At 45.0% G+C, this 25,735-nt stretch carries 23 protein-coding genes; 6 read left to right on the top strand and 17 right to left on the bottom strand.

Annotated features, from left to right (window positions below; all coding sequences use genetic code 11):
- The first annotated feature begins 132 nt into the window (after nucleotides 1-132).
- The gene (locus ACK1LH_RS02570; protein ID WP_411334392.1) at nucleotides 133-1,149 is read left to right on the top strand and encodes an NADP-dependent oxidoreductase; all 1,017 of its coding nucleotides are present in this window, start codon (nucleotides 133-135) and stop codon (nucleotides 1,147-1,149) included.
- Between the two features lie 516 nt (nucleotides 1,150-1,665).
- Here ACK1LH_RS02570 and ACK1LH_RS02565 read toward each other — a convergent pair.
- The 6 genes from ACK1LH_RS02565 to ACK1LH_RS02540 all read right to left on the bottom strand — a co-directional run bounded on the left by ACK1LH_RS02565 (nucleotide 1,666) and on the right by ACK1LH_RS02540 (nucleotide 7,276).
- Nucleotides 1,666-2,973: a globin-coupled sensor protein gene (locus ACK1LH_RS02565; protein WP_029285801.1), complete on the bottom strand. Its 1,308-nt coding sequence runs from the start codon at nucleotides 2,971-2,973 to the stop codon at nucleotides 1,666-1,668.
- Nucleotides 2,974-3,137: 164 nt separating this feature from the next.
- On the bottom strand, nucleotides 3,138-3,770 hold the full coding sequence (locus ACK1LH_RS02560) for a response regulator transcription factor (RefSeq protein WP_029567144.1): 633 nt from the start codon (nucleotides 3,768-3,770) through the stop codon (nucleotides 3,138-3,140).
- Entirely contained in the window at nucleotides 3,763-4,803 is a 1,041-nt protein-coding gene (locus tag ACK1LH_RS02555; RefSeq protein WP_029285798.1) for a sensor histidine kinase, read from the bottom strand. Before ACK1LH_RS02555 ends, ACK1LH_RS02560 begins: the two co-directional genes overlap by 8 nt.
- Complete coding sequence (liaF, locus tag ACK1LH_RS02550) at nucleotides 4,800-5,531, bottom strand: cell wall-active antibiotics response protein LiaF (RefSeq protein WP_411334391.1); 732 nt, start codon at nucleotides 5,529-5,531, stop codon at nucleotides 4,800-4,802. The genes ACK1LH_RS02555 and liaF overlap by 4 nt, the downstream gene beginning before the upstream one ends.
- Before the next feature lie 731 nt (nucleotides 5,532-6,262).
- The gene (locus ACK1LH_RS02545; protein WP_029567145.1) at nucleotides 6,263-6,904 is read right to left on the bottom strand and encodes a PspA/IM30 family protein; all 642 of its coding nucleotides are present in this window, start codon (nucleotides 6,902-6,904) and stop codon (nucleotides 6,263-6,265) included.
- 21 nt (nucleotides 6,905-6,925) lie between these two features.
- On the bottom strand, nucleotides 6,926-7,276 hold the full coding sequence (locus ACK1LH_RS02540; protein WP_029567146.1) for a hypothetical protein: 351 nt from the start codon (nucleotides 7,274-7,276) through the stop codon (nucleotides 6,926-6,928).
- 554 nt (nucleotides 7,277-7,830) lie between these two features.
- Here ACK1LH_RS02540 and ACK1LH_RS02535 point away from each other — a divergent pair.
- The 4 genes from ACK1LH_RS02535 (at nucleotide 7,831) to ACK1LH_RS02520 (ending at nucleotide 10,584) form a co-directional block, all read left to right on the top strand.
- Nucleotides 7,831-8,031 carry a DUF3311 domain-containing protein gene (locus ACK1LH_RS02535; RefSeq protein ID WP_029285788.1) on the top strand — a complete coding sequence of 67 codons (201 nt, stop codon included), beginning with the start codon at nucleotides 7,831-7,833 and terminating at the stop codon, nucleotides 8,029-8,031.
- A complete protein-coding gene (locus ACK1LH_RS02530) occupies nucleotides 8,031-9,518 on the top strand; it encodes a sodium:solute symporter (protein ID WP_029285786.1) in 1,488 nt (495 codons plus the stop codon). Before ACK1LH_RS02535 ends, ACK1LH_RS02530 begins: the two co-directional genes overlap by 1 nt.
- A 97-nt stretch (nucleotides 9,519-9,615) precedes the next feature.
- Entirely contained in the window at nucleotides 9,616-10,395 is a 780-nt protein-coding gene (locus ACK1LH_RS02525) for an SDR family oxidoreductase (protein ID WP_411334390.1), read from the top strand.
- Nucleotides 10,396-10,458: 63 nt separating this feature from the next.
- Nucleotides 10,459-10,584 (top strand): hypothetical protein, encoded by a 126-nt coding sequence (locus tag ACK1LH_RS02520; protein WP_267881666.1) that lies wholly within the window; start codon nucleotides 10,459-10,461, stop codon nucleotides 10,582-10,584.
- 441 nt (nucleotides 10,585-11,025) lie between these two features.
- Here ACK1LH_RS02520 and ACK1LH_RS02515 read toward each other — a convergent pair whose 3' ends face one another.
- The 9 genes from ACK1LH_RS02515 to ACK1LH_RS02475 all read right to left on the bottom strand — a co-directional run bounded on the left by ACK1LH_RS02515 (nucleotide 11,026) and on the right by ACK1LH_RS02475 (nucleotide 23,621).
- On the bottom strand, nucleotides 11,026-12,924 hold the full coding sequence (locus ACK1LH_RS02515; protein WP_411334389.1) for an ABC-F family ATP-binding cassette domain-containing protein: 1,899 nt from the start codon (nucleotides 12,922-12,924) through the stop codon (nucleotides 11,026-11,028).
- A gap of 117 nt (nucleotides 12,925-13,041) precedes the next feature.
- Nucleotides 13,042-14,466 (bottom strand): SLC13 family permease, encoded by a 1,425-nt coding sequence (locus ACK1LH_RS02510; RefSeq protein WP_282034352.1) that lies wholly within the window; start codon nucleotides 14,464-14,466, stop codon nucleotides 13,042-13,044.
- Between the two features lie 109 nt (nucleotides 14,467-14,575).
- Nucleotides 14,576-14,974 carry a VOC family protein gene (locus ACK1LH_RS02505; RefSeq protein WP_029285778.1) on the bottom strand — a complete coding sequence of 133 codons (399 nt, stop codon included), beginning with the start codon at nucleotides 14,972-14,974 and terminating at the stop codon, nucleotides 14,576-14,578.
- 13 nt (nucleotides 14,975-14,987) lie between these two features.
- On the bottom strand, nucleotides 14,988-15,602 hold the full coding sequence (locus tag ACK1LH_RS02500) for a flavodoxin family protein (protein WP_029567151.1): 615 nt from the start codon (nucleotides 15,600-15,602) through the stop codon (nucleotides 14,988-14,990).
- A 132-nt stretch (nucleotides 15,603-15,734) separates the two neighbouring features.
- On the bottom strand, nucleotides 15,735-16,892 hold the full coding sequence (locus ACK1LH_RS02495; RefSeq protein WP_411335059.1) for an endonuclease: 1,158 nt from the start codon (nucleotides 16,890-16,892) through the stop codon (nucleotides 15,735-15,737).
- Nucleotides 16,893-17,110: 218 nt separating this feature from the next.
- Entirely contained in the window at nucleotides 17,111-19,390 is a 2,280-nt protein-coding gene (locus ACK1LH_RS02490; RefSeq protein WP_411334388.1) for a helicase C-terminal domain-containing protein, read from the bottom strand.
- A 597-nt stretch (nucleotides 19,391-19,987) separates the two neighbouring features.
- Nucleotides 19,988-20,191 (bottom strand): YbdD/YjiX family protein, encoded by a 204-nt coding sequence (locus ACK1LH_RS02485; RefSeq protein WP_029285770.1) that lies wholly within the window; start codon nucleotides 20,189-20,191, stop codon nucleotides 19,988-19,990.
- Complete coding sequence (locus ACK1LH_RS02480) at nucleotides 20,184-22,259, bottom strand: carbon starvation CstA family protein (protein WP_411334387.1); 2,076 nt, start codon at nucleotides 22,257-22,259, stop codon at nucleotides 20,184-20,186. The genes ACK1LH_RS02485 and ACK1LH_RS02480 overlap by 8 nt, the downstream gene beginning before the upstream one ends.
- 108 nt (nucleotides 22,260-22,367) lie before the next feature.
- Nucleotides 22,368-23,621, bottom strand: coding sequence for an ATP-binding protein (locus ACK1LH_RS02475; RefSeq protein WP_411334386.1), 1,254 nt, complete (start codon nucleotides 23,619-23,621; stop codon nucleotides 22,368-22,370).
- Nucleotides 23,622-23,822: 201 nt separating this feature from the next.
- On the opposite strand from ACK1LH_RS02475, the gene ACK1LH_RS02470 reads away from it, so the two are divergent.
- Nucleotides 23,823-24,011 (top strand): hypothetical protein, encoded by a 189-nt coding sequence (locus ACK1LH_RS02470; protein WP_051827396.1) that lies wholly within the window; start codon nucleotides 23,823-23,825, stop codon nucleotides 24,009-24,011.
- A gap of 121 nt (nucleotides 24,012-24,132) precedes the next feature.
- Here the strand turns inward: ACK1LH_RS02470 and ACK1LH_RS02465 are convergent, their stop codons facing one another.
- Together ACK1LH_RS02465 and ACK1LH_RS02460 are read right to left on the bottom strand one after the other, a co-directional pair.
- Nucleotides 24,133-25,170 (bottom strand): DUF4179 domain-containing protein, encoded by a 1,038-nt coding sequence (locus ACK1LH_RS02465; RefSeq protein WP_081870234.1) that lies wholly within the window; start codon nucleotides 25,168-25,170, stop codon nucleotides 24,133-24,135.
- Complete coding sequence (locus tag ACK1LH_RS02460; RefSeq protein ID WP_029567155.1) at nucleotides 25,160-25,690, bottom strand: RNA polymerase sigma factor; 531 nt, start codon at nucleotides 25,688-25,690, stop codon at nucleotides 25,160-25,162. The genes ACK1LH_RS02465 and ACK1LH_RS02460 overlap by 11 nt, the downstream gene beginning before the upstream one ends.
- Nucleotides 25,691-25,735 lie beyond the last annotated feature (45 nt).

Below are 25,735 nucleotides of genomic sequence, written 5' to 3'. Positions count from 1 at the left end.
GTTCCCTCCAGCATTATTTTTTTCCGCACGGAAGGCTATTCTTTGCCTTGTAACGGACAAGGTGATACGGTAGTAACAAATGTTCCAGTGCCCAAAGACACCGGAGCAAGCTTACAGAACCCAAGGAGGAATTTGAAGATGAGCCAAAAACAGATACTGCTTGCAGAACGCCCGTCGGGAAAACCGACAGCTGAAACCTTCCGCTATACGGAAGCTCCTGTTCCATCACCCGAATCAGGACAAGTACTGATCCGCACTCTCTATCTGTCAGTTGATCCTTATATGCGCGGCCGGATGAATGAAGGAAAATCCTACGTTGCTCCTTTTGAGCTTAACCAGCCAATCTCTGGCGGGGTAGTCGGCGAAATTGTCGAAGCAAACGGCAGCAAGCTGAAAAAGGGAGACTTTGTCATCGGAAACCTCCCGTGGCAGGAATACTCTGTCGCAGGCGAAAATGAAGTGCGTCAAATTGACCCTTCCCTAGCGCCAATTCAGGCTTACCTTGGCATCCTAGGCATGCCTGGCTTGACCGCCTATTTTGGACTGCTTGAAATCGGCAAACCAAAAGAAGGCGAAACAGTGGTCGTATCAGGTGCTGCAGGAGCGGTTGGTTCAATTGTAGGTCAGATCGCAAAAATTAAAGGCGCCCGTGTTATAGGAATTGCCGGCTCAGATGAAAAGATTTCCTATTTGATTGATGAACTTGGATTTGACGCTGCCATCAACTATAAAACACAGAACGTCGGCAAAGCACTTGAAGAGGCCTGCCCGAATGGAGTAGATGTCTACTATGATAATGTAGGCGGAGAAATTTCGGAAGCTGTTCATAAACTGCTGAACAAATTTGCCCGCATCCCTGTATGCGGAGCCATCTCCACTTATAATTCAGACGGCAAAGACGTCGGCCCGAGAATCGAATCAACCTTGATCAAATCAAGCGTGCTCATGCAGGGCTTTGTTGTAGGCGACTTTTCTTCCCGCTTCAGCGAAGGCGCAAGAGAGCTTGGCGGCTGGCTGAAAGAAGGCAGACTGAAGTATGAAGAGACGATCGTTGAAGGCTTTGAAAACATTCCCCAGGCATTCCTGGGCTTGTTCGAAGGCACAAACCTAGGCAAGCAGCTTGTGAAGGTTGCAGATCCTTCCTCTTGATTCCTGTTACTTTATAGAAAAAATCCCCCGGTTAGCCGATTTTTGGCTGATGGGGGTTTTTTTTCTGTTTGTAGTCTGGCGATTTACTGCCAGCTATTGCTCATTTACTACCAACTATTGCCCTTTTACTACCGGCTATCATTTTACTATTTCGCAGATATACTACCAACTACGAATGATTTACATCCAACTATTACTCATTTACAACCGACTGTCGGCTTACTACCAACAATCATCTTTTTACTGCCAACTTTCGCAGATATACTACCAACTACGAATGATTTACATCCAACTATTACTCATTTTTAGAACCGACTGTCGGCTTACTACCAACAATCATCTTTTTACTGCCAACTACCGCAAATTCACTACCGACTATCGCCCTTTTACTACCAACTATTGCTCATTTACAACCAGCTGTTGTCCCACCACTACCTATCGCTTCCCGCTGCCCAACAACCCGCTATATTCCCACATATAAAAAAAAGAGAGCAACTAAGCTCTCTTTAAAGTGACTCACATCTTGCTTTCAGCTTTATCCAAAAGGACTTTCGCCAAATCTGACAGACTCTCTGTCGTTTTATTAATTTCCTGAATGGAATCCACGATTGCATCAAGATCTGTTTTGTTTCGTTCAAACATTTCCATGTAGTTTTCCATTTCGGTTTTGACAGTAACCAGTCCGCTGCGCACTTGCTGGATTTGGGACTGGGAGGTTTGAGTGGACTCGTTCATGGAACTCATAATGGTGACGATTGTATCCATGTGTTTGTTGCTGTTTGATGTAAGTGCATTGATTTCATTGCTGGTCCGCTTTGAATCTTCTGCAAGCTTTCTGACCTCGCTTGCTACAACCGCAAAGCCTTTGCCGTGATCGCCTGCTCTCGCTGCCTCAATGGATGCATTTAAGGCAAGCAGATTTGTCTGATCTGCAATGCCTTCAATTTCCTTTGTCATTCTCGTAATCTGGTCGGAGATCTTTTTAAGGTCTCCAATTCCTTCAAGAGAGTTTTCCACTTTTGAAAAGACTTCCCCAAAGACAGAGACCATTTCATCCATCTGTTTTTCATTTTCATTCGTCAGCTTGAGCAGGTGTTCGCTTGTTTTCTTTGTAGATTGAATTTCCTCGCGAATTTGTTCTGCTTTTGCGCTGGTATCATCCATTGTGGAATCTGTCAGCTGAACGGACGCCGCCATTTCCTGGCTGATTGAAGACAGTTCTTTTTGAAGACTGATATTTTCCTCGTTCAATTCTTTCAGTTCGTTCATTCGTTTTTGCATATATTGATCAACAACAAGCTGGGAGTCTAAATTAATCGCATGTGTAATCGCAAGCAGCGCCGTTGAAAGCTTTTGAGGCTCCTGATGCAGCAGCTCCACAACTTTCGGAAGCAGGAGTGTGCTGATGGCTGAATACGTAGAAAGAAACCACGTAACAGGCAAATGCGTCTCGCTGTGTGTGCCGCCGATCCGTTTTCTCATTTCAAAAAACCGCGCATCCATTTCTCCGCTTAATAGACTTTGGAAATAGTCGACAAATACAGCCTTTAAACGCTCTCTGCTTGAATGATCGGAAGCAATTCTGCTGAGAAGCGGCTGTTTATAGAGTTGTGTGAGGACCTTTTCAAGAAGTTCATCCAGAAGAGGAAGTACGACAGGCTTTAGCTCTTTTAAAACAGCCAGCTGTTCTTTCGTAAAACCCATATAGATCAGTCTTGCATTTATTTCGCGCTCTGAAGTGGCAATGACCGCGTCATCTTCAGGAAATTCCATAACTGGATGAAATGCATCCGTTGTCTGTTTCTTAGAAAAAAGTGTCAGCATGCTCGTTCTCCTTACCTTCTACCTTAAGATTCCCTTCTTGGAAAAGAAAGTTCTCTCCTTATATCGGCAGGAAACGGTAAATGATTAGAGGGGTTTGAGGGCTGAATGTGCTCGGGTGCCGATGTTTCCTGAAAAATAAAAAACACAAACCTTAAGTCTGTGTTTTAGTTGACCAGCGAATGCTTGAACGCATAGATAACAGCCTGTGTTCTGTCCTGCACATCCAGCTTGCTGAGAATATTGCTTACATGTGTTTTGACTGTTTTCAGCGCAATGAACAGTTCATCCGCTATTTCCTGATTTGTTTTTCCTTCAGCCACGAGCAGCAGGATCTCCATTTCGCGGGCAGTCAGTTCATCATGCGGATGATGAACAGGCTTCTGCCTCATCTTCATCATCATTTTTCCTGTCACTTCAGGTTCAAGAACAGAGTGTCCATGGAATGTCTTTCTTACAGCCTCTGCAATTTCGCTTGCCTTGGATGTTTTCAGCATATAGCTTGTCGCACCAGCTTCAAGCGCTGGGTACACTTTTTCATCGTCAAGGAAGCTTGTGACGATGATGATTTTCGCTTCCGGCCACTTGTCAATAATCTGCCGGGTAGCTTCAATCCCGTCCATGCCGTCCATGACAAGGTCCATCAAAATAATATCAGGCCTCAGTTCGAGGGCCAGCTCAATTGCTGTAAACCCATTGTCCGCCTCACCGACAACCTCAATGTCGCTTTGGGCTGCAAGATAAGAAGATACTCCGATTCTTACCATTTCATGATCATCTACAAATAATACCTTAATCATCCTTTTCCCCCCTTACAAGCGGAATTTTGACTTCAAGCTTTGTGCCTTTTCCGGGAAAACTCACGATCTTAAGGGTTCCGCCAAGCTGCGCGGCCCGTTCGTGCATGTTCTGCAGACCGTAGCTTCCTGTTTTGGCTGCATCTACTTTAAATCCGATCCCGTCATCAATCACTCTGAGGAGCACCAGGTCATCCCGTTCAATAAACAGCACTTCAAGCGTTTCAGCTTTTGAATGCCTGAGCGTATTTGAAACGGATTCCTGCAGGATTCTGAATAAATGATCCTCTATTCCTTTATCAAGCTGTACATCTTCCATTTTCCAGCTGACTTCCATCGGCACCTTTTGAGAAAGTTCCTGAAGCAGATCTTTCATGCCCTCCTGAAGCGTTTTTCCTTTCAGGGCGGCTGGACGCAAATGCAGCAGGAGCGCTCTCATTTCAAGCTGTGATTGATGAATCATCTGCTCAACCATCTGCAGCTGTCTGTTTTCCGCCTCCGTCCTGCTGTCGCTTGATTCGTTGATCGCAGACATCATCATGGATGCTGCGAACAGCTGCTGGCTGACAGAATCGTGAAGCTCGCGTGCAAGCCTGTTGCGTTCTTCGGAGACGATTTTCTGAATGCGTTTTTCCTGTTCTTCTGCTTTTTCATTTGCGAGTCTTTGCGACAGCTTTGTCTGCTCCGTCAAATGCTTCTGCAGCTGACGCAAGGAATGCCACATCTTCTCAAAATCACCTGATTTTTTCGGAAAATCACCATCAGCATACTTTCCCCGGGCAAGCTGGGAAATCTCCTCTGAAAGCTGTCCAATATCACTGCGCAGAAAAATGCCAGAAAAAAGCCCCAGCACAAGCCCAATAGCCACACTGACGGCCGGCACAAAATAAATAAACGGAAGATCAAGCATCTCTTTCTCCCAAAGAATGCTCCAGTCGTTCAGAGGAAACATGAAAAAGTAACTTGCCGAAAGAAAAACAAGGACAGAAACCGAAATCGCAGCACCCAGAGCCATTTGTCTTAGAATGCTGCTCATATCCGCTTCACCTCTAAGTCTCCGACAATAGAAGATGTAATAATTTTCACCTTCTGAACGGAAGCGTCATACCCTGCTGTCTGATAGGAGATGCTCTGATTAAACAACTTAGGCTCATGATGGCCGAAAACGCGGACAGCTCCGGCAAATGAGGAATGCTGGACAGACACATCCACTTCATAAGGGACTAGGATCTTTACATTCCCTATAAAATTGCGGATGACAATCATATTTTCCTCTTTCGGCAGTACCGTATTGCTTAAATCAACAATCGTATCGCCGATGCCATTCTGTATATTAATATCATTCCACTCATAAATATCTTCAGGCGTTGACTGCTGCCCAAATACATTATTACCAAGAATCGGCCGTTTATAGAGCACATCTTCTTTTTTCAAAGTAAGAGATTCTTTTACCTGGGGTTCAACAACTGCAGGTTTTTTTTTCGACTGCCTGTATTGAACAAGCAGATAAATCGCCAGGGCACAGATCAGAAACTTCACTGCCCACAAATTCATGACGGTGATGATTAAACTGATCAACCCAAACCAAAACAATAGCTTCCCCGTCTTTTTACTGAGCCGCTTCTTTCCGAAATAAACACAGACAGACGACAAAAGCAGAAAAAAGATAAGTCCACCGTGATCAAAAAAGACTTCAAGCATTAAAAGAACGACCCCAATTAAAAGAATATACGTAATCACATCGGCGTTTGCTTTTTTGAGCATGTGGGCTTACCCTCCTAACTAGAAATGCGGAAGCGCTCGTTTAGCTCCGGAAGTCAGATAAGAGATCACCCGAAAAGTCCGGTTTTGACTTTTTGGGGGATTTTGTTCTGACGGAGGAGCTGAGCGCTGCAGCTGGACAGTGTGCAAATTTCTATTTTCTTTCACTTAGTAATTACGGCAGTTTAGCTCCGGGAGTCAGATAAGAACTGAACCGAAAAGTCCGCTTTTGACTTTTTGGGGCAGTTTGTTCTGACAGAGGAGTTGGCCGCTGCAGCTGGACAGTGTGCAGAATTCTATATTTTTCTTTACTTTGAAAAGCGGAAGCGGCAGTTTAGCTCCGGAAGTCAGATAAGAAATCACACGAAAAGTCCGCTTTTGACTTTTTGGGGCAGTTTGTTCTGACAGAGGAGCTGAGCGCTGGAGCTGGACAGTGTGCAGAATTCTATATTTTTCTTTACTTTGAAAAGCGGAAGCGGCCGTTTAGCTCCGGAAGCCAGATAAGAAATCACACGAAAAGTCCGATTTTGACTTTTTGGGGGATTTTGTTCTGGCGGAGGAGTTGGCCGCTGGAGCTGGACAGTGTGCAGAACTCTGTATATCTCTTTACTTGAAAAGCTGAAGCTAGACAGTGTGCAAAAATCTATATTCTTTCGCTTGATAGCTGAAAAATACACAAAACACCTTCCAAAAAAAGGCGCAGAAACCCGCGCCTTCTATAGGATACCATGTTTTCAGCCGGCAGAATCCTCTTTTTTCAGTTCTTTTTCAAGCTGGGCGATTCTGCCGTCAATTGTGCTGCGGTAGTAGCCTGTATTTACCTCATTTTCAAGTCGGTCAATATAGCTTTCCAATTCTTCAAAGCGTGTATGTGCTCCTTGAGTATAGCTGCTGCTGTCAAGGACCTTATTCATGCGGTGAGATGCGCGGGCTGTATTTTCACGGCCCATAAGCTCCATGCGTTTGATGTACATGTCCTTTAGTTTATGCTTCATTTCTTCATACTTGCGTTCAAGTTCCGCAAGCTGACCTGACACTTCTTTGAGAGATTCAGTGATTCTCACTGTCCGTTCCTGATACTGTTCATGCTCTCTCACTGCAAATTCATGCAGCTCGCTTTCACCTGCCTGTGCGGCAATGTCGGCCTGGCGTTTGCGTTTCCCGGCAAGCTCCTCTGCCTGTTTTAATTCACGGGAAAACTCTTCTTTCAGCAAATACTGTCTCTCCACAAGCTTGCGGACTTTATCTGTTTCCTGTTCGCATTCTCTTAAATACTGGTTCAATAGCGCGATTGGATTTTTCTTTTCTTTTTGGTCCAGAATTTCATGGAAGTCGGCTGCAAGTGTTTCTTTGATTCGTGTCAATAAATTGCTCATCATTTCTCTCTCCTTATATAATTAATTATTTTTTTTCATTTCCGCCCACTGGCGTTCGAAGTTCGTAAAAGGATCGGCTGATTCTTTTTCTGCCGTCACTTCTTTGTTGTTCCATTTTTTGTATACTACATAGAGGATGTATGCCGCTGCTGCGCCGATCACTGCCGGAAGGTTCGAAGCTGATGCACAGAGTGCAATGATTCCGGCGATTACCCAGAAAATTTTCATTCCCTTTGAATCTGTTTTCATGAACCCTTTATATGCGTAATAAAGGATGACCAGGCTGATAGCCAGTGCAAGCATCGGTGCAAGGTTTGCCAGCAGCACAATCGCTGCAATCCCTCCAATGATCAGTAACCCGAATTTTTTCATGTTCTGTTCCTCCTTTCTATAGTTCTATCCTACCTTCCATGCGGTTTTCCCATAACGAGCCTGAGCTTTAATTTGAACTAAGACCTGAGGCTTAGCTTCATACAGACCTTTATGATTTTTGTGTAAAAAACGGCTGTTAACACATGAATCGGCTGCGCTGAAAGGGCATTTTACACCCAACTTTGCTCGCGTATCTACCAACTTTCCCCGATTTACAGCCAACTCCCTATCTGAAAGCCAATTACCTCTTTTTCTAGCAAGATCTTGGGCATTTGGCAGTTGATTTGCTGCACTGGACCTTGTCAGGCAGCTAATCATGCACCTGTGAAGTCCCTCTTAACAGAGCAGTGCTTCACTTCCTTATGACCCTTCACACAACTCTGACCAGGCTGAAAGGTCATATCTCACACCTGCACAATCCGCCTCCAAAATCCCTCAATAAAAAATCCAAAATAATAAATTTTTAAACAATTTTAAAAATTCCCTCTTGTCCAATACTTCTTTCCTTGTTATCATAGTGAACATTCAACGAAGACGAGACAGGAGGCATTTTAGTGAAAAAGAAATATTTAATAGGTATTCTTATTTTCATCCCATTTTTACAGATTCTTTTGCTTCCTTTTGCCAATAGAATTGAACCGGTAATTCTCGGACTTCCGTTTCTTCAATTTTGGCTCTTCCTGTGGATCGCGGTTACGCCGCTTTGCACGTGGGCAATTTTCAGAATCCAGAAAAAACAGGGAGGTCTTGAATAATGCAGCAGGGAAATACAACAGCACTGGGCATCACGATTTGTATCATCTTAACCGTTGTCTTGATCGGTTTTCTTGCAGGCCGTGACAAGTCTTCCAGAAGTTCTGTGGAAGAATGGTCAGTCGGAGGCAGAAAATTCGGAGGGCTTCTCGTCTGGTTCCTCGTCGGGGCTGACCTATATACGGCCTATACATTTCTTGGCCTGACAAGTACAGCGTTTCAAGCTGGAAGCGTAGCTTTTTTCGCTATTCCTTATTCCGTTTTAGCTTATTTTATCGCCTATTTCTTTCTTCCAAAGCTTTGGAGAACGGCAAAGGAATTCCAGTTCACGACGCTTGCAGACTATGCGCGTGATCGTTTTGACAGCAAGCTCCTTTCTTCGCTGATTGCGATTGTCGGCGTATTGATGCTGATTCCTTATATCGACCTGCAGCTGAGCGGCATCATGGATACCCTGCGTGTCGCAGGTACAGGCTACATCAATGTTACTGTTGTCGTGATTACATCCTTTTTCCTTGTTGCCCTGTACACGTTTTTCAGCGGAATTAAAGGACCTACTTATACCGCGATCATCAAAGATGTTCTTGTATGGGCCATCATGCTGTTTATGGTCGCCTCCCTGCCGATTATCCATTTTGGCGGATGGACGCCGATGATTGATAAGGTCATCACAGACGCACCGCAGCTTTTGACCATACCGCAATCAGGTCCTAAAGGCATGATGTGGTTTGCTACAGCAGCCATCGTGTCGTCACTGGCACTTTTCATGTGGGCTCACGCAGCAACAGGCGTCTTTACAGCAAAAAGCGAAGATGCCATCAGGAAAAATTCTATGTTCCTGCCCCTGTATAACGTAGTTTTAATTCTCGTGATTTTCCTTGGCTTTATTGCTTATCTGGTACTGCCGGGCGAAACAGATCCGCGGTTTGCATTGCTTACACTGATTCAAACATCATACGGCGGCATTGCCCAGGGACTTGCTTATTCAACAATTGCTCTTGCATCCCTGATCCCATGTTCAATTATGGCCATTGGTGCATCCAACCTGTTTGCAAACAACATCTACAGAGATTTGATTAACCCTGGAGTAAAGCCTGCGAAGCTGACAATGATTACGCGCAGCATGGTCTTTTTGGTTATTGGACTTGCCCTTGTATTCGGACTTCTGTTCCCGACAGCACTCGTTTCGCTTCAGCTGCTTGGAGTATCCGGAATGGTGCAGATCTTCCCTGCAGTCGTTCTAAGCCTCTTCTGGCAAAAACAGACGCGGGAAGCAACAATCATCGGTTTGCTTGTCGGACTTGGCGTAACATTCACCGTCTACGGTACAGGTCTTTCATTTGGAATTTATGAAGGATTCTGGGGACTTTCTGCCAACTTCCTGACGTTATTTATCTTAAATCCTTTATTCAAAGCTAAATCAACAAACGTTTCCGCCTTTCTTTTCCGAAAAAAAGACGGGGATTCAGCTCTCAAAAAGGGCGCTTAAACAGCAGGCACATCATGTGCCTGTTTTTTTCTGGTTTCCTTCTTTTTAAAAAAGGGGATAATATCTCCATTACATATAACAAAGGGAGGCTAAACCATTGAATCTTTCAGGAAAAGTTGCCATTGTGACCGGAGCAAGCTCAGGAATCGGAGAAGCGGCAGCGATCAAGCTTGCCGAACAGGGTGCAAAAGTTGCGCTGCTTGATATAAAAGAAGAAAATACGGAAAGCGTCAAAAAGAAAATTGAAGAGATAAACGGTGAAGCCATCATTCTAGAATGCGACGTATCTGATGCCGAAAGAATGGAAACCAGCTATAAAAAAGTCATTGATACATGGGGCAGGCTCGATATTGTTTTTGCAAACGCCGGGATCAACGGAAGATGGACTCCCATTGAAGATCTGTCTCCGGAAGACTGGGACCAGACGATCAATACAAATTTGCGAAGTACCTTTTTAAGCATAAAATATGCGATTCCCTATATGAAGAAAAAAGGCGGCAGCATCATTATCACAAGCTCTATCAACGGGACCCGCATGTTCAGAGGATTTGGACGCTCCGCCTACAGCACGTCAAAAGTCGGACAGGTCGGTTTTGGGAAGATGGCCGCCCTCGAGCTTGCGGGCTATAAAATCAGAGTCAACATGATCTGTCCGGGAGCAATCGAAACAAACATCGACAGCAACACCTTTGCCGAAGAAGAAAACATTGAGAAAGTGGAAGTTCCGGTTGAATTTCCTGAAGGAGAGCAGCCGCTTGAACAAAAAGCAGGGTCGCCTGAGCAGGTCGCAGATCTCGTTTACTTCCTGGCATCTGACCTTTCAAGCCACATTACAGGCACAGAAGTGTATATAGACGGCGCGGAATCCCTTCTCTAAGGCGAATGAAAACCTCCCTCCGGATGCAAAATAAGAACCAGCTGATCATAAGGAGGAATTTTCATGACAAACAAAAACGATAACCGCGAATCTAAAAACAAATACCCAAATAATAAAAAGCAGGACACTGAGTTCTCAAAAGAAATTAATATCCGAAGTGAACAAACGAAAAAGGATTTGGGGAAATAAATCGTAAAGGCAGTCAGGCTGAGTCCTGACTGCCTTTTTTATTGGGGGAAATTGATTGAGGTTGATAAGTGACACCAAACCCTGATTTTTTTGTGTTGATGGTTCTTATAAGCCCGATAAGTACCACCAAACTCTGCTCCCTTTGAATTGATGGTTCTTATAAGCCCGATACCACCAAGCTCTGATTCCCTTGAATTGATGGTTCTTATAAGCCCGATAAGTTCCACCAAGCTCTGATTTCCTTGAATTGATGGTTCTTATAAGCCCGATAAGTACCACCAAACTCTGATTTCCTTGAATTGATGGTTTTTATAAGCCCGATAAGTTCCACCAAACTCTGATTTCCTTGAATTGATGGTTTTTATCCGTCCGATAAGTGCCACCAACTCCGCATCAATAAAAAAATGCCCCGGCTCTTAACCCCGGGACATCATTTTTCATTCACTGCTTCGCTTTTTCAATTTCTTCTACCATAAGGGAGAGCTCTTCCCAGCGTTCCATTGTGGCTTCAAGCTCAGCTTCGACGGCCTGCTGCTGTTCCATCAGCTGCTGGATTTTTCCGTAGTCGCTGCCGCTTGAGGCAATCTGGGCTTCAAGTGCTTCATTTTTCTCCTCAAGCTCTGCAATTTTGTCCTCAATGACATCCCACTCCTGCTGTTCTTTGTAGGAGAGTTTTTTGCGCTGCTTCGGGGCCTGAAGGGTTTCCTGAGATTTGGCAGTTTCCTTTTTCTCAGGTTCTTTTACCTGTTTACGGGAATCCATGAAATCTGTATAGCTTCCCTGGAATCTGCTGACCGTTCCGTTTCCTTCAAAAACAAGCAGACGGTCTACCACGCGGTCGAGGAAGTAGCGGTCATGGGATACGGTTATGACAACACCTGGAAACTGGTCGAGATAGTCTTCAAGGACGCTCAGGGTTTGGGTATCCAGGTCATTTGTCGGCTCATCCAGAAACAGCACGTTCGGCTCCTGCATAAGGACCTTCAGCAAGTACAGTCTGCGGCGTTCTCCGCCTGAGAGCTTTCGGATGTATGTCCACTGCATAGAGCGCGGGAACATGAACCTCTCAAGCATTTGCTCGGCTGTTATTGTCTGGTGGTCTACGGTCTGAACAACTTCTGCGACTTCCTTAATATATTCGACTACCCGAAGATCCTCATCCATCGCTTCATGATCCTGGGTGTAGTAGCCGATTTTTACCGTCTCGCCAATTTCTACTGTTCCGCTGTCAGGCTGAATTCGTCCTGCAATGATATTCAGCAGTGTTGATTTTCCGCTTCCGTTTGGCCCGATAATGCCAAGCCTTTCTCCGGGAACAACAAGATAGCTGACATCCTTCATGAGAGTTCTGTCCTGGAATAATTTTGACACTTCCTGAAGCTCAATCACTTTTTTGCCGAGACGGGTGGACCCGATGGCAAAGTCAACACTTTGCTTAGCGGCCGGCCCTTCTTGGTTTTGAAGCTCTTCTGCACGTCCGATGCGGGCTTTTTGCTTTGTTGTTCTTGCTTTGGCTCCCCTTCTCAGCCAGGCGAGCTCCCTGCGAAGCAAGTTCTGGCGCTTGGATTCAGACTGTTCTGCGTTAAACTCCCGCTCTGCCTTTTTCTCAAGAAATACTTCATAATTTCCTTCGTATACGTACAGCTTTCCATATTCCAGTTCAAAAATCTGATTTGTCACCCGATTTAAGAAGTAGCGGTCATGCGTAACAAGCAAAATTGATCCTTTATACTGGGCCAAAAAAGCTTCCAGCCATTCAATCGTTTCGTTGTCCAGATGGTTGGTAGGCTCATCAAGAATGAGCAGGTCTGCAGGCTGGATGAGTGCCTTTGCAATCGCCACCCGTTTCTTCTGGCCGCCGGACAGCTGATGCACCGGCTTTGCGAAATCAGAAATGCCAAGCCGTGTAAGAACTGTTTTGGCAACCGTATTTGCTTCCCACGCATCATGTTCATCCATCTTTTGCTGAAGAGCAAGCAGCCTGGACTGCTTTTTCTCATCCTCAGGGTTTTGTTCAAGTTCTGACAGGGCAAGCTCATATTCGCGCATCACTTTCATGATTTGAGAGTCGCCGTAATAGATTTGCTCCAGGACAGACAGTTCTTCTTCAAGTTCAGGCTGCTGCGGAAGATACTCGATATGAAACGAGTTTGAATGAATCAGTTTCCCTTCTTCAGCCGTTTCAGCGCCCGCAAGGAATTTCAGCAGGGTCGATTTTCCCGTACCATTCGTTCCAATCAAACCAATCCGCTGTTTTTCAGCAATTGAAAAAGAAATGTGATCAAACAATGTTTTTTCGCCGTATGTTTTATATAAATTCTCTACAGAAAGAATGCTCATGCCAAACTCCGTCCTTATTCAAGATTTCATTCCTTTCATTGTACAGCAGCCCGAGGGAGAAAAAAAGCAGATTTGCTTCATGCAAAAAGGAGAACGCCCGCTGCGCCCTCCTTTCCTTCACTTAATAACAACCGGCAGCCAAAAATAGACGCCTAAAACGATGATGACAATACATACAATATTCATCCAGAAGCCTGCCCGGACCATATCCGATATCTTCAGCACATCAGCACCGAACACGGCGGCATTCGGAGGAGTGGAGATCGGAAGCATGAACGCACAGGATGAAGCAAGCGCGGCAACAGCCATCAGACCGTACGGCTCAACCCCAATCGCAAGTCCAAGTCCGACAGTGATCGGAATGATCATATTGGATACAGCCGTATTGGACATGATTTCCGTCATGAACAAAATGGCGGCTGTCAAAATAATAATAATCAGCAAGTACGGAAACGCTTCCAATAAATTCAGCTTGCTGCCGATCCATTCCGTCAGCTTCGAGGCAGAAAAACCTTCTGCAAGAGAAAGCCCTCCTCCGAACAGAAGAAGAAGTCCCCACGGCAGCTGCTTCATATCATTCCATTCAAGCAGTCTTTCTCCTTTTTTGCTTGGAATCAAGAAAAGCAAAAGCGCGCCGAATATCGCTATAGCGGTATCCGATACAGTAAACGGCAGAATGAATTTAAACATCCACAGAAAAGCCGTTGCCAAAAAGATGACCCCGACCCATCTTTCTTCTGTACTCATTGAGCCCAGTGCTTTTAAGTCTTTTTTAATAAAATCCGTTTCCTTGCCGGTTTCAAAATCCACCTTGAATTGAAGCTTTGTCAAATAGAAATAGAGGATGACCAGCAGGATCACCGTAATCGGAAACCCGAATAAGAACCATTCAAAAAACATAATTTCACGATCGAGCATTTCCCGTGACATCGCTGCGAATACTGCGTTGGGCACCGAACCTACAAGTGTCGCAAGACCTCCAATCGATGCAGCGTACGCTACTGAAAGGAGGATCGATTTACTGAATTTGTGAAGGGACTCTCCTTTTAATATCTCCTTCGCCTTTACTTCTTTAATAAGAGCAAGAGCAACAGGAAGCATCATCAGGGCAGTCGCAGCATTTGAGATCCACATGGATAAAAATGCTGTAGCAAGGATCATCCCAAGGACAATCCGGTGGCTTTGAGTGCCAATGAGTTTCAGGATATAAAGGGCAATTCTCTTGTGAAGATTCCATTTTTCAATGGCTATGGCAATGATAAATCCGCCCATGTACATAAAGACAGTGGGATTCCCATATGCTTTTGCGGCGGAATCAATATCAAGCCCTCCTGTAATCGGCAGCAAAATGAGCGGCATGAGTGAAGCCGCCGGTATCGGAATCGCCTCTGTAATCCACCAGATCGCAATCCATGAAGTAACTGCGAGAACTGCACGCGGAGCATCTGAAAGCTCTGTGTCGGGTATTAGGAAAAATAAGAGTAAAAAACTGGCCGGCCCAAGAAATAATCCTGTCAGTTTGGGCGCTGTATAAACTTTCATCTTCTCCACCTCCATTTTCAGGATTTCTACAGAAATCAGCAAAACCCTTTAATTATTTCCACGGAAATGTCGAATGGCGGTGTTCTTTCATCAAAAAAAGAAGGCTGATTCAGCCCTCTTCCTGTCTTGTTTGCTCTACATTCAGTTCAATCAGATTGCCGTCCGGGTCATTCAGGAAAATCTGGTCAAAGCCGCTAACTCCATTGACATCTTCACGGAACTCGATATGATGCTTCGTCAGCCATTCAACAGCAGCCTGGAAATCTGCTATTCTAAGAGCCATGTGACCTTCTGTCGAGACTAGGTTATGCTGTTTTCTAAGGGTCTGAGAGTTTTCATCCACCAGCAAGTGAAGCTGCTGATTTCCGATTTTATACCAGACTCCCTCTGAGTCAAACGGAGGCCTGTCGATTTCCGTCAGACAAAGGACATTCTCATAAAAATGCTTTGCAGCCTGCAGATTTGTTACAGACAGGCTCACATGCTGTATAGCCTCATTCCAAATCATTTCCCACACTCCGTCAAAGGGTATTTCCCGCCGCTGGAATCGGATGCTCATTCAAAAGCCTTGCAAGATGCACAAGATTCATGCTCATCGTTCTCGTGTTTTTGATTGTAAAGGCATTTTCCTTTCCAGCTTCCATATAGGAGGGTCCGGGTCCTGCCTCGCCGACCCAGTATACATCTGCATTCGGCGGGATTAAAAAGCCTATGTGCTGAAGGCCGTAGAGAATGGAGCGCGACGCTTCTTTTGCGCCGTCCTCATTTCCTGTTACAGCCACACCGCCTACTTTATTATAATAAATAGACTGGCCTTTTTCATTCGTTTCACTGCTCGATGCATAAAGTCGTTCCATGACGAGTGCTGCAATGCTGCTTTTTTCGCCAAGCCAGAGAGGCGTTCCTATGACCACAATATCTGCCTCGGCAATTTTCTTCAGGATCAGCGGCCACTCATCTCCGCGCCCCAGATCCTCCGCCATTCCAAAAGCAAGATTGTAGTCGGAAATCCTAATTTCTTCGGTTTGTACTCCTTCGTTTTCAAGATGCTTTTGAGACTGTCTCATGAGGGATTCGGTGTTTGAAGGCTCGCTTCCTTTCTTTAAGGAACAATTCAAGTAGAGAGCTTTAAGCATATCTCCGTCTCCTTTATTCATGGTTTATAGGTGTTTATTTCCTTTTTTACCAGGAGGTCAAACATATGCAGCAGGCTACCTGTTTCCTTTAAACGAAAATAACCTTCCCGTAAACCGGGAAGGCTTTCATCATTAATTCCAAATAGCGTCCACCCATTCAGGATGATCAATAAATGGATTGCGGTTATATTGATAGTCTTTATAGATGATGTCGTTTCGTCTCATTTCCCGGGCATCAACCGGGTCCTGCTTGTGCCATTGAATCAGGACTGACATTTTCCCGTGGTACGGTGCTGTTCCATTGTTCACGCTGTTGTTCAGCTCAAGGTCCAATTCCCCGCTGTCTCCCTCATAGCGGACTGCCATGTAAAACAGCATCCTCGCTACATCGCCTTTTACAGCATCTCTCGGTTCCCATGAATCAGAATCCGTGTAATTTCCAAGTGCTTCCGAATGCTGTGTGCCGCCCATGTCAAAGTCTTTGTTTCCTCTAGAACTGTTGACACTCACATCAGTAGGGCGCAGATGGTGAAGATCTGTTCCGGGGCCCATAACCGTTCCGAAATCGCCATGGGATTTCGCCCAGACATGCTCTCTGTTCCAGTCGTTTACATTTCCGCCGTTTGTCAATTCACTCTGTGAGCGGCCTGTATACAGAAGAATGACATTATTCGGGTTATTCGGGTCTTCATCTGTATTTCTCAGGGCATCCCAAACATTGTCATAAGAGAGCTCTCTATGATCATCGATAATATTATGAAGAGCTGATTTTAAAGAAGAGCCCGTTTTGCCGATTGCTGTTTGATAGTACGTACCATCATAAGGGGATGGCTCCGTACCCGGATCTGGGTCTGGATCAGGCTGTGTGCCGCCTCCTGAAATTTTCTCCATCGCAGTTGTGCTGATTACACCGCTGTGTGAAAAATAAGCGGCCAGTTTTCCTGTTACTTTGATTTGCGTTCCTTTTAAATAAGGATTCGTCATCAGACCAAATTGAGAGCGGAAAGAAGACGGAATCTGCACGTAAATCATTTTGGACGTGCTTGTTTCTGTTGGGGAATCAGCAAGTGCAAGTGCATAATCGTTCGGATAATTGCTTGTGATGACTGTATTTGTCCCAGTCGGCTGTCCAACAACATAACCTTTGACCGATTTGACCGTACCGTTTTGATTGGCATTTGCTTCTGCTACCGAGTATGGATTTGTCAGTGAACCGTCTGCAGCATGAACCTGGGATGGAGTCGTCTGGAGAACAGGAATGAACAGGGCAAGCAGCATGACAAGCTTCATCAGTAAAATGGCAGGCTTATTTTTAAGCAACGTTTTTTCCTCCTTCATAATGGATTACCAAAAGAGAATACTATGAAATTATTAACTATTTATGATGTTTTTGTAAATTTACGTCAGATTCCTGCCGTTTTTGGAAAGATGAGAGAATGAGACTAGGAGACACTGAACCTTTCAGCACAGAAAAAAGATGCACCCGTCTGCATGTGCATCTTTCTTTCCTATATAAAAGGCTTGTCCAAAAGATAAAAGCTGCTCCATTCATCAGGCAAGAGAGCCTGGTATTTCTCAGTTAAAAACCGGTCATCTACAAGCACGATGGTGCCGGTATCCTCCTCAGACCTGATCAGTCTTCCGCCTGCCTGAAGAACTTTGTTCATCCCCGGATAAGCGTAGGCATAATCAAAGCCATTTCTGCCTGACTGCTGAAAATACTCCTTCATGACATTCCGCTCAAACCCGATCTGCGGCAGGCCGACACCGACCACAATCACTCCGTTCAGCCGGTTGCCGATTAAATCCACTCCCTCTGAAAAAATGCCTCCCATAACGGCGAACCCAATTAGCGTTTCGCTGCTGTCTTCCTGAAAAGCGTGCAAAAATGCTTCACGTTCCGCTTCTGTCATGTGTGCGTGCTGCAGCATCGTTTTAATAGGAAGATCCAGCTCCTCAAACGTCTCGTAAACTTCTTTCATGTAGGCATAGGAAGGGAAAAATACCAGATAGTTCCCGTGCCGCTCCTCAAGCAGCTGTTTCATCATCACCGAAATGGGCATACGGCTTCGTCCCCTGTCGTGATATCTTGTGGAGACCGGCATGATATAGACTTCAAGATTCTCCTTTGCAAACGGCGACGGAATTTTCACCTGATAATCTTCTGATGTGCCCCCCAGCATATCCATATAAAAAGAAAGCGGAGAGAGCGTCGCAGAGAAATGGATGCTTGAACGGTACGGTTTTTTCACCTGCTGCAGCAGAAAAGACGGATCAAGGCATACAAGCTTTATGATCAAATCTTTATTATCTGCTTCTGCCGTCGTTACAAAGCGTTCATCATACAGATTCGAAATCTTAAGAAAAGCCTGTACCTGAAAATAAACATCGAGCAGAAGTTCTGAGGCATTCCCAGACAGCAGCTCTCTTTCTGCTTCTTCTGAAAAGGGCTGCAGCATTTCAAGCAGTTCTTCCGGTCTATCCTTCATCAGCTGCTCTGGCTGCTTCTTTTGTGCGATAAAGTAATCATTTATTTTTTTGGCAGATTGAAAGATTCCTGTATTTCCCGCTTTAAACTCCCGTTTCAGCTGCAGAAAATCGGATTTGTTCAGAGTAGCCGAGAACATGGCCCTCCCCCTGTCAACGAGATTGTGCGCTTCATCGATCAGGAGTGCCGTCCCTCTTTTCTGCTCATCAAAAAACCGTTTGAGCGAAACGCGCGGATCAAACACATAATTATAGTCACAGATGATGGCATCTGCCGTATTTGAAAGGTCCAGAGAAAATTCAAACGGACACACTGTATGCTTTTGTGCGTAGTGTTGAATGACATCGGCAGTCATCCTTGTTTCACTTTTAAGAATGTCGAGAACAGCTCTATTAATTCTGTCATAATAGCCATTCGCAAACTCGCAGTACTCTTTTTGGCACCGGGTTTCTTCTTTTAAACAGACCTTGTCTTTAGCAGTAATCGTTACGCTGTTCAAGTGAAGGATATTCCCCTCCATAAAAGCCAGAGTGTCCTCTGCTGCCTTTCGGGTAATTGTTTTGGCTGTTAAATAATAAAACGTATTGAGCTTGCCTTCGCCTATTGCTTTTACAGCAGGAAAGACAGTGGAGATGGTTTTTCCGATTCCCGTTGAAGCCTGTGCAAACAGATCCGTTTTATCATCAATGGCTTTGTACACCGTGCCGGCAAGCTTTCTTTGGCCCTCTCTGTATGTTTCAAAAGGAAATTTCAATGCCTGTATGGACACGTTCCTTTTTTCCAGATGCTCCGCTCTTGCCTCGGCATACGGATGATAGCTGCTGATTAAACCGTCAATAAACGAGCTCAATTCTACGGCAGAAAACGTTTTTCTGAAGCGGACCTGTTCCCCTGACTTCACACTGACATATGTCAGCTGAACACATACAGCTTGGAGTCCGCGGTCTTCGGCAAGCATGTATGCATAGCATTTAGCCTGTGCCCAGTGCACGGGATACGCGTCTTCTTCTATCTCTGAAAGCTCCCGTGAAGTTGATTTAATTTCATCAATGACGGGAATTTTCTCTGACAGCAGCAGGCCGTCGCATCTTCCTTCAAGCAGGAACACAATGTCTTTATGGGCTAAACTCGTTTTCAGCATGACTTCGCTCTGGTCGAGCTCACCATATGTTTTCTGAATGGCCTGATGGGCTTTCGTCCCTTCTGTCATCGTCGCTGATGTCCGAAAACGGGCATCAATGCTGCCTGCCCGAAAAACATACTCAGCAAGAGACCGGACTGAAATTCGGATTTCTCTCATTTTTATCACCTGATATTATTTTATCACTCGAAAAGCGGAAGCGCCCGTTTAGCTCCGACAGGCAGATAAGAAATCACTCGTAAAGTCCGGTTTTGACTTTTCGGGGGATTTTGTTCTGACAGAGGATCTAGGCGCTGTAGCTGGACATAGAGAAAAGCGGAAGCGCCTGTTTTGTTTTGACTGTGGAGTACTGTACATAGTGCTCTTAAACCTGCTATGGCGCATTTTCCTCCAGGTTCCCCCTCCACTTTGTGCTCTTAAACCTGCTATAGCGCACTTTCCTCTAGGTTCCCCCTCCACTTTGTGCTCTTAAACCTGCTATAGCGCACTTTCCTCTAGGCTCACGCTTCACTTTGTGCTCTTAAACCTGCTATAGCGCACTTTTCTCCAGGTTCCCCCTCCACATTGTGCTCTTAACCCAGCTTAAGCGCACTTTCCTCCAGGCTCACGCTTCACTTTGTGCTCTTAACTCCGCCTAATCGCACTTTCCTTCAGACTCACCTTCTACTTTGTGTTCTTAACCCCGCGGAAGCGCCTGTTTAGCACAGCTATGAATGAAAAAACCGCCCATCACGAAGATGAACGGCACGTATTCCATTAGCAGCAGCGCGACACTTTTCCTCCCTTTGCATTGTAGCGTGCGTCCTGCGCTTCACAGAAGAATTCTTTCCTCGATTGAACCGGCTGATCGGGATGATGCTTTGTCATGTGCTCTACGTATTTTTCATAGCTTGGAACCCCTGCAAGTAAGCTTATAAACTGTTTTCGCAGGGCCAGAATTTCCGTCAGTTTTTTAAACATGGGTGCTCACTCCTCCATCAGACCTTGTAATATACGGCGCCTCATGGAGGGTCGTTTTTTTATTTGTCAGTACCTGTATCCAGATGCGGACAGCAGCGATCAGGACAGCAATGACAACAATCATAAAGATGGCACAAAGGGCTGCGTCAACGTAATCGTTGATCAGTACCTGCTTCATCTGGTTTGCATTTGCAGCAGGCGCCAGCACCTCGCCTTTATCCAGTGCCCCTTTGAACAGTTCCGCATGGGAAAGGAAACCGATTTTTGGATTTTCGTGAAAGAGCTTTTGCCATCCCGCTGTCATGGTCACAATGAGGATCCATGTAGTCGGAATAAGCGTAACCCACACATATGCTTTCTTGCCCATTTTGAACAGGATCGTTGTGCCAAGAAGCAGCGCAATTCCGGCAAGCATCTGGTTTGCAATTCCAAACAGCGGCCACAGCGTATTAATTCCCCCTAGCGGGTCTATGACACCTTGATAAAGGAAATATCCCCAGCCAAGCACGCACAGGGCTGTAGCTAAAATGTTGGCAGGCAGGAAATCCGTTTTTGCAAGCGGCTTATACACATGTCCAAGGAGATCCTGAATCATAAATCTGCCGACTCGGGTTCCTGCATCTATAGTTGTCAGGATAAACAAGGCTTCAAACAGAATGGCAAAATGATACCAGAAGGCCATAAGCGCTTTGCCGCCGATGACTTCTGAAAAAATATAGGCCATGCCAATGGCAAGAGTCGGCGCACCGCCTGTTCTTGAGAGGACGGTCTCTTCTCCCACATCATCAGCAAGTCCGGTTAAATCATCAGGCGTGATCGTGAATCCCCAGCTTGAAACAACCGATGCAGCCTGAACGGCGTCTGTGCCAATTAAAGCAGGCGGACTGTTGATGGCAAAATAAATACCCGGTGTCAGCACACATGCGGCAATCATGGCCATAACGGCTACAAATGACTCGGTCAGCATGGCACCGTAGCCGATTGGACGGGCGTGTGACTCTCTTTCTATCATTTTCGGAGTCGTTCCTGAAGAAACGAGTGCATGGAAACCGGAGACAGCTCCGCATGCGATGGTAATAAACAGGAAAGGAAACAGATTCCCGGCAAAGACAGGCCCTGTGCCATCTATGAAAGGCGTCACGGACGGCATCTGCAGATCAGGCGCCACAACAATAATTCCCACAGCAAGGCCCAGGATGGTGCCAATCTTTAAAAACGTGCTGAGGTAGTCCCTCGGTGCAAGCAGGAGCCAAACAGGAAGAACTGAGGCAATGAACCCGTATGCGATCATAAGAATGGCGATTGTTTCACCGCTGAATGTAAACATCTTGGCAAGCTCCGGCGTTTCTGCCACATGCTGGCCGTAGTAGATCGACAGCAGCAGCAGGATCACTCCGATAATAGACCCTTCCCCTACTCTTCCGGGACGAATATATCTCATATAAATTCCCATGAAAATGGCGATTGGAATGGTGGCTGCTATCGTAAACATGCCCCATGGACTTCCAACGAGCGCTTTTACAACAACGAGGGCAAGAACAGCTAAAAGAATAATCATAATACCAAGAATTCCAACCATCGCAATAATACCCGTTATTGGGCCAATTTCTTCTTTAATCATTTCCCCTAATGATTTTCCTTTTCGGCGCATGGATCCGAACAGGATGATAAAGTCCTGGACAGCTCCGGCAAGAATAACCCCGACGATGATCCAGATTGTTCCGGGTAAGTACCCCATTTGCGCGGCAAGAATCGGTCCTACAAGCGGACCTGCTCCGGCAATCGCCGCAAAATGGTGGCCAAACAGCACCCATTTGTTTGTCGGCACATAATCTTTTCCATCATTATGCGTTTCTGCTGGTGTTTCGCGGTTATCATCAAGCTCAAACACTTTTTTTGCGATAAATCTGCTGTAAAACCGGTAGGCGACAGCGTATGAACAAACCGCTGCCACAAGCAGCCAAATGGCATTGATGCTTTCTCCCTGGCTGAGGGCAATGACACCGAATCCTGCAGCCCCGAGAGCAGAAACGATCCCCCAGATTAAAATTGACTTAAGCGCTTTCATTATTACCCGCCCCCTCTTTTATGTACAAGCTCTATTATAAGTGCTTTATTCAGAATTTTTAAATATCTTTTGACCTGTTTTTGCCCCGCTTGCGCGCCAAGCGGGGCTCTATTTGCTCTTTATGTACTTCAGCGGCAGAATCATCGTGACCTCGGTTCCAAGACCAACTTCACTCTTATAGGCGACCCTGCCTTTCATTGTTTCAATGATGCGGATTGACACCGTGGTTCCAAGGCCGGTGCCATCGTCTTTTGTTGTATAAAAAACAGTCCCGATCTTTGACAGCTGCTCAGCGTTCATTCCCTTCCCTGTATCCGTAATCACGGTGAAGGCGCTCATATTTTTTGAGTATAGCTGAACCCGTACGCTGCCGCCTGCCGGTGTGGCTTCAATCGCATTTTTTTGGAGATTAACCAGCGCCTGCTTCAGCTGGCTTCGGTCTGTTTCGATATAAAGGCCCGGCTTCAGCTGATGGGAAAGCATGACACCTCGCTTAGCTGCCAGAGGGTGCAGCAGCCGGACGACTTCCATAATCAGTTCTGAAAGCTGAAATTCTTCGATTTGCTTAAGCTTTGGTTTAGCGAAATTCAGGTAGTCGGTAAGAATACTCTCGGCCCTTCCAAGTTCACTCATGATCAGGTGCATGTACTGTTCATCATTTTTTTGATTTTTGCCCATCAGCTGCAGGAACCCTTTCACAACTGTCAGCGGGTTTCTGACTTCATGTGCGATTGATGCAGCCAGTTCGCCTATCGTCGTTAATTTTTCCGTACGGATCATTTCATGCTTCATCATCTTGCGTTCAATTCCCGCTTCAAGCACCTTTGAGGATACCCCAATCGCCATCACCTGGAGGAAGCCAAAGATAAATACATAAATGAAAAGCTCGTTTCCGGTTTCCATGGTGCTTGCGAGCAAATAGGCAAGCAGAATGGACAGCTGGATCATGGTTGGCCAAAAGCCGATAATGATGGATAACTGCACTCTTTTTCTGGGCTTATATTTTCTGAAGCGCTTTGAAAATAAGAAAGGAACAATCAGGGAAAGACTTGCGCTCAAATAGCCGAACCAAAGAGCATCTCCTCCGAGATATGTTCTTGCGGCCAGAATAAACCCGAATGAGATAAGACCTGCACCCGGTCCGCCGTACAGCATCGCAAGCACCATGGGAACATAGCGCAGATCCCAGTAAAGCCCATATTCATAGTATGAAAAAATCATGCACAAAAAAGATGCTGCTCCGTATAGAATTCCTGAAAAGTAAGGAGAAGTGACCATCCGCCTGTTTTCAAAAAAGACAGAATAAATCAGGACCGGAACCAGCACAATCAAGATATGAAGCATAAGTTTCTCTGCAAGCATCGCAATTTCCCCAATTATTTTTTATATAGTATGGTTGTATTCGACAAAAAGCGCAAAATTCCTTTCCTTTTTTAATAGGACGCTTTTTTTAATTAACGCTCTTAATCCTGTACAGACTGCAGAAATTCTTTTAAACAAACGTTTGATTAAGGTTTCAATCCTCTTTATATCAGGTATTTTTACCATATGGAGGTGATGATCTTGACACAACGCAAAGAAAAGCTGAAACAGGACAACCCCGAACAAATTCCAGGCAGGGACGGTAAGACCATTCTTGAGCAGAAAAATGATTTGAACACAGATCCCGTTCCGCTGCAGGAGCTGAAGCTCAATGCAGAAGATGAGAAGAATAAACATAAAACGAAAAATAAATCTTCCAGTGAAGAGTGAATAACGAGCAGAGCCGTTTGAGAGAAACCTCACTTGATGGCATTGTAATCACTGTCCGCGACAAATAAAAAATTCCCGAATCATTCTTATCGTAAATAAGATGATTCGGGATTTTTTCCATCTATTTTCTTGCCAGGTCTGCTTCGCCAATTCCCTCGATAATCAGTTTAAGCTTGGTTGACTGATTATAAGAAGTGACGGGAAAGTTTGTTGAAATAATGGTTTTGTTTGTTTGTCTATCCATGCTGAAGCCGCTGTCTGCCTTGTATTCATTTCCATCTTCATCAATCATTTTCATACGGTGCGCAAAAAGATTTTCATCTTCATATTCCCCCTCTAAAGAAAAGATCAGATTCAGTGAAGTTGGATTTGCCTCAGCTTTAGAAACGTTAATCGCAGATGTCCCGTCCTTCATTACATATTGAACGCTAAAATTTTCTTTCAGCATATTGCTGTCCGCTGCAGCTAATTCCCACTTCCCGTCAATTTTTTTCATATCATTCGTTCCGTAAAAGACGTTGACGCTTTCTACTTCTACAACAGCTCCCTTCAAGGCTGGAATCTGCCCCTTATGGGATTCACCAATGACATCGTACTGGATTTCCCCTGACTCTTTATCCATCAGCGGATTTCTTGAATCGGATATAAACAGGTGACTGTTGTTTCCCTTCAAAGCCTTTGTATCCGGAATAAATTCTGCGATATATTCACCATTCCCGTTTTTAACCCGATAATCCATCGTTACTTCTTGTGCGCCAACCAGAATGGACGGATCTTCAAATGTAAGTTCAAAGCTCATTCCTGCTTTATTCTTATCCGAGAAATAGCGGGACAGTGCTATGTTAATGTTCTGATCGGCTGCTGTACTAGTATTTTCTTGTATAAATCCATGATCTGCAGCTTGCTCGATCCCTTTATCTCCAAAGGAAAAAAATTCGTTCACTCCAGCCATTACATGCTCATTGGATAGGACAGCCCCCGTAATGAATAGAGCGCAAGCGGCGGCTGCAGCTTGTTTCCAAATGTAGCTGACTTTCTTCTTCTTTGATTTGACGCGGATTAAATCATAAGACTGCTCTATAGACTGTCTTACTTTAGCGGGAATCTCCCGTTCTTTGTTCATCGCCTGATTCATCTCATTTTCGAAATTATCTTTCATGTACCATCACTCCTTCGGTTTTATAATAAGTCGTTCTCAAAATTGATTTAGCTCTGGAGAGTCTCGATTTAATCGTCCCTTCCGGCTCTTTTAAAAATTCACTGATTTCTTTTACATTCAATCCGACAATGTAATATAAAATAAGTGCTAATCTGTACACATCATTTAAACTGTTAAGTGCGTCCTCCAATTCAAGCTTCCCGTATCCATCATTTTTTTCCGCCGGAAGCAGATGATCGTGAAAAACAGCAGCGCCTTTGTTCTTTTTCAGCAGACTGTTGCATCTATTGATCAGGATTTTACAGATCCATGTATTGAAATACTCGTCATTTTTTAACGTATGGAGTTTTTCATAAGCCGAGATGATCGTATCCTGCATTGCATCCGCCACATCTTCATCGTTGTTTAATAATCTGCTCGCCGTTCTGTACAATACATCTTCATATTGTCTGACAAGTAAAACAAATGCTTCGCCATCTCCCTTTTTTGCCTTTTTTACTAAAGCTTTCAATGATCCCATTCAGGCACCCCCTTACCGATTGTTTTGTTTTTCTATAGATTAGAT

It is taken from the genome of Metabacillus indicus (genome assembly GCF_046603695.1).
Lineage (GTDB): Bacteria > Bacillota > Bacilli > Bacillales > Bacillaceae > Bacillus_P > Bacillus_P indicus.
This window is presented reverse-complemented; position numbering and strand designations above follow the sequence as displayed.

What these genes read in the sequence shown, in the direction of transcription:
- ACK1LH_RS02475 (WP_411334386.1), bottom strand. Translation starts at nt 23,621, where the DNA reads ATGCTTGCAGAGAAACTTATGCTTCATATCTTGATTGTGCTGGTTCCG.
- ACK1LH_RS02520 (WP_267881666.1), top strand. Translation starts at nt 10,459, where the DNA reads ATGACAAACAAAAACGATAACCGCGAATCTAAAAACAAATACCCAAAT.
- ACK1LH_RS02540 (WP_029567146.1), bottom strand. Translation starts at nt 7,276, where the DNA reads ATGAAAAAATTCGGGTTACTGATCATTGGAGGGATTGCAGCGATTGTG.
- ACK1LH_RS02495 (WP_411335059.1), bottom strand. Translation starts at nt 16,892, where the DNA reads ATGAAGCTTGTCATGCTGCTTGCCCTGTTCATTCCTGTTCTCCAGACG.
- ACK1LH_RS02480 (WP_411334387.1), bottom strand. Translation starts at nt 22,259, where the DNA reads ATGAAAGCGCTTAAGTCAATTTTAATCTGGGGGATCGTTTCTGCTCTC.
- ACK1LH_RS02545 (WP_029567145.1), bottom strand. Translation starts at nt 6,904, where the DNA reads ATGAGCAATTTATTGACACGAATCAAAGAAACACTTGCAGCCGACTTC.
- ACK1LH_RS02555 (WP_029285798.1), bottom strand. Translation starts at nt 4,803, where the DNA reads ATGAGCAGCATTCTAAGACAAATGGCTCTGGGTGCTGCGATTTCGGTT.
- ACK1LH_RS02460 (WP_029567155.1), bottom strand. Translation starts at nt 25,690, where the DNA reads ATGGGATCATTGAAAGCTTTAGTAAAAAAGGCAAAAAAGGGAGATGGC.
- ACK1LH_RS02490 (WP_411334388.1), bottom strand. Translation starts at nt 19,390, where the DNA reads ATGAGAGAAATCCGAATTTCAGTCCGGTCTCTTGCTGAGTATGTTTTT.
- liaF (WP_411334391.1), bottom strand. Translation starts at nt 5,531, where the DNA reads ATGCTCAAAAAAGCAAACGCCGATGTGATTACGTATATTCTTTTAATT.
- ACK1LH_RS02515 (WP_411334389.1), bottom strand. Translation starts at nt 12,924, where the DNA reads ATGAGCATTCTTTCTGTAGAGAATTTATATAAAACATACGGCGAAAAA.
- ACK1LH_RS02500 (WP_029567151.1), bottom strand. Translation starts at nt 15,602, where the DNA reads ATGCTTAAAGCTCTCTACTTGAATTGTTCCTTAAAGAAAGGAAGCGAG.
- ACK1LH_RS02510 (WP_282034352.1), bottom strand. Translation starts at nt 14,466, where the DNA reads ATGAAAGTTTATACAGCGCCCAAACTGACAGGATTATTTCTTGGGCCG.
- ACK1LH_RS02465 (WP_081870234.1), bottom strand. Translation starts at nt 25,170, where the DNA reads ATGAAAGATAATTTCGAAAATGAGATGAATCAGGCGATGAACAAAGAA.
- ACK1LH_RS02485 (WP_029285770.1), bottom strand. Translation starts at nt 20,191, where the DNA reads ATGTTTAAAAAACTGACGGAAATTCTGGCCCTGCGAAAACAGTTTATA.
- ACK1LH_RS02505 (WP_029285778.1), bottom strand. Translation starts at nt 14,974, where the DNA reads ATGATTTGGAATGAGGCTATACAGCATGTGAGCCTGTCTGTAACAAAT.
- ACK1LH_RS02560 (WP_029567144.1), bottom strand. Translation starts at nt 3,770, where the DNA reads ATGATTAAGGTATTATTTGTAGATGATCATGAAATGGTAAGAATCGGA.
- ACK1LH_RS02530 (WP_029285786.1), top strand. Translation starts at nt 8,031, where the DNA reads ATGCAGCAGGGAAATACAACAGCACTGGGCATCACGATTTGTATCATC.
- ACK1LH_RS02565 (WP_029285801.1), bottom strand. Translation starts at nt 2,973, where the DNA reads ATGCTGACACTTTTTTCTAAGAAACAGACAACGGATGCATTTCATCCA.